Genomic DNA, 3,293 nt, shown 5'->3' with positions numbered 1-3,293 from the left:
TTTTTCGAGCATCAAGCGATTTGGGCGTATGGTTTTGCGGCAACAAAGCTGAGTGACACCGATGTAGGCAAAGCTGTTTTGGCGTTGGCACTCCGCAACCAAGCCGATCACAAAACGCATCGGGATACTCTGGCATCGGTGGTGAAAAGTTTGGGTGCCACCCCGGTGACGGCAAAATCTAGCTACGATCTCTCGTCCTACATCAAGGCAGGAGAAGGCAACATCGACTCAGATGTGAATATTGCCAAGTTAGCACTCGCTCTGGAGACTGACGCAGCGATCGCTTATACCAGAGAAATTGCGAAGCTCAAAACCCCCGCCTTAATTACCGCAGGCGCAAGCATTGGCTCCGATGAATCTGCCCACGCGACAGCAATTCGTGCTGCTTTCAAGTCACTGGGCGTTGATATCGAGATCGTTCCCGCATCCTTCGTCAGTGCTGATACTCGCAAAGACTGGGTGCTGAAAGTCTAATTCAACCGTAGCCTCATGAAGCCTGTAGGCTTCATCCGTTAGCCTGAGTGCGATTCCACAATCCGCACTCAGGCTGTATAGGAAGCGATTTGATATTCAACTTAAGAAATTCCCAAAGTAATATAAACCCTTAAAAAAATTTCTTTAATTTTAATTTTTTAGTAAAAATCATCAAAAACGTCTTGTAATTGATAAAATTTCAAAGCAAGCAGATTCCGAAGCGTCAATTGCAAAAAAAAATTTACCAACGAGCAAATGACTTGGGTGGTGAAGAGAATTGGAACACTTTGAGGTTAGCGAAACCGTCTCCCTCCCCATCGAAACCGTCTGGGAAGCTCACGAGGATGTACATCTGCTAGAACGCATCTCTCCACCATTTCCAGTTGTCAGGGTATTGGATTCAAACATTATTTGTGGTTTAGGGACGCGCTTTACAATCCGGGTAGAACTTTTCGAGCAGATAGGAATCGACTGGCAAGTGCAAATTACTCGCTGGGAACCTCCGAGAAGATTTATTGATAAACAATTGCGCGGCCCGTTCCAATTCTGGGAACATATCCATCAGTTCATTCCCATTTCTGACACAGAGACACGCCTAGTTGATGTCATTAATTTTGAACTGAACCCGTTTCTGGACAGTACCGCGATCCGCTGGGGTTTAGAGACAATGTTTCAGATGCGGATGAACAACCTCAAACAAACGTTGTTAAACGAAAATTTTCGGAGAAATTTGAAGAACTCTGATGAAAGATAAACTCCTCAATTGGCTCAATCTGATTTTAGTCGCGGATGTGTTCCTAGTTTTGCTCAGTTTTGGGTGGCTAGCGATCGCTGTTGTCGGTCACTCGGTCGGCATTCCCCTCGGTCTCGATTTGTGGTACAAACTCTGGCAACCCTTGTTTACCCCAGCGCTTGGAGTTCTCATGGGAGGGGCAATCTTGAGTGGGATAATCAGCCAAATCTCCAAGCGCCTGAACTCTAAAACCGAGTCTTTAGACTTATAAGGACTGGAAACACAAACTTATTGAGTTGGGTGGTTTAAAACACCCCGGATTAACCACAAAGGCACTAAGGAAACACAAAGTTACTTCCCTGTTATTTCCCTTAGTGTCTTTATGGTTCAAAAAAGTGCTTTCCACGGATACCTAGACGGTGACAAGTTAGACGGTGACGACGACTCCCCCACTTTCATTTGCCATCTTATCTACCGCGCACACAGCATAAGTTCCCGGCTCAACTGTTGCAAACGTTGTCTCTCTTGAAAGGATTCTTTGCAGCGTCCAAGTTGTACCAGTTTGCTTATAAAGCGTCCAAGAACGAATATCGGGAGTGCTAGCAAGATTCCATGTCAGCTTGCCATTTCTCAACCCCAGTGCAGTTGGGGGTGGGGGTGGTGTCGTATTTCGCCACGACATCGCGGGTGCTAGTGCGGGTTTGGTATAAGTCGAGGTTTTGAATTTTTCATAGATGCCCTGACGATTTTCAACGAAGGCTTCCATACTGAAGAAGATATTCCCTAAAGACAAATTCCCGCTCAAGTTGCGAGTAATGTCAACTTGCTTTTCTATCTCCGCAAGCGTCCAAGCCTTGCCATCCAACTGCCCCAGATTATTACCGGCGTAAATATGTCGATCTTTGGGGTTATTCTCCGTCCACCACTTCAGCAACACGGGGTAACTTTGTGCAGTTTGGTCGATGCGCCAGTAGAGTTGCGGGGCGAGATAATCAACCCAGCCTTGCTCTAGCCATTTTTTTGAATCCGCATAAAGTACGCTGTAGGCATCTAGCCCCCGAATTTGAGACGGCTGTCCGGGACGGTAAATGCCAAAGGGACTAATGCCAAATTTGACGTGTGGCTTGGTTGCCTGAATTCCCCGCGATAGGCGCTGAACCATTTGATTTACATTGTCCCGCCGCCACTCACCTAAAGAAAGTTTCCCGCCAGCCGCCGTATAAGCGGCGTAGGTTTTATTGTCGGGAAAAGATTTGCCTTCGATGGGATAGGGATAGAAATAGTCATCCAAATGGATGCCATCTACGTCATAGCGACGCACCACATCGAGAATGACATTATATGCCCTGTCCTGAACCACTTTCAATCCGGGGTCCATCCACATCTGATTACCCCATACATAAACTGCTTCGGGGTTAGTGACGGCGATGTGAGGACGGGCTGGTGAGGAGTTGTTAATAGAGACTCTGGCGCGGTAAGGGTTGAACCAAGCATGAAGTTCAATATTGCGCTTGTGGCATTGGGCGATCGCGTACTCCAGCGGATCGTAAAATGGCTCTGGTGCTTTTCCCTGGCTTCCTGTCAGCCAATAACTCCAAGGTTCTAATTGCGAAGCATAAAAAGCATCCCCTTCCGGTCGTACTTGCAAGACTAGCGCATTCATTTTCATCGCTAGCATCCGGTCAAGGATACCGATAAGTTCGGCTTGCTGTTGTGCAGCCGTCAGTCCCGGTTTGGAAGGCCAATCACTGTTCCACACCGTTGTCACCCACACACCCCGAAACTCCCGCTGATGATTGACTTTGACAGTTTGAGGCTGACTGGGTGGAATGGTTTTTGGAGGCACTACGAGGTAGGGAGATTCAATCCGAGGCGCTTCGTCTAGATAGACTAAAGCTTGATAAATAAAAGCTGCAACATCGCCACGAGTTGCTGCTAGATTGGGATTGAATAATTTTAGATTCGGGTAGTTCGCTACCAGCCCTGCTTTCGTGGCGACTGCGATTTCGTCGGTGGCATAGCTAGGAATTCCAGCGGCATCTTGATATATCTGTGGCAGTGCCGTTTTTAGGTCAGATTTTACGTT

At 47.3% G+C, this 3,293-nt stretch carries 4 protein-coding genes; 3 read left to right on the top strand and 1 reads right to left on the bottom strand.

What is annotated here, in order from left to right; all coding sequences use genetic code 11:
- The 3 genes from H6F50_RS08155 to H6F50_RS08145 form a co-directional block, all read left to right on the top strand.
- On the top strand, positions 1-474 hold a 474-nt coding region (locus H6F50_RS08155), incomplete at its 5' end, for a DUF4439 domain-containing protein (RefSeq protein WP_190428227.1).
- A gap of 277 nt (positions 475-751) precedes the next feature.
- Entirely contained in the window at positions 752-1,228 is a 477-nt protein-coding gene (locus H6F50_RS08150) for an SRPBCC family protein (protein WP_190411537.1), read from the top strand.
- The gene (locus H6F50_RS08145) at positions 1,218-1,478 is read left to right on the top strand and encodes a hypothetical protein (RefSeq protein WP_190411538.1); all 261 of its coding nucleotides are present in this window, start codon (positions 1,218-1,220) and stop codon (positions 1,476-1,478) included. Before H6F50_RS08150 ends, H6F50_RS08145 begins: the two co-directional genes overlap by 11 nt.
- 156 nt (positions 1,479-1,634) lie before the next feature.
- Here the strand turns inward: H6F50_RS08145 and H6F50_RS08140 are convergent.
- The coding region (locus H6F50_RS08140; RefSeq protein WP_190428225.1) for a family 10 glycosylhydrolase at positions 1,635-3,293 on the bottom strand (1,659 nt) is incomplete at its 5' end.

The sequence above is a fragment of the Coleofasciculus sp. FACHB-712 genome (assembly GCF_014695635.1).
GTDB lineage: Bacteria > Cyanobacteriota > Cyanobacteriia > Cyanobacteriales > FACHB-T130 > FACHB-T130.
This window is presented reverse-complemented; position numbering and strand designations above follow the sequence as displayed.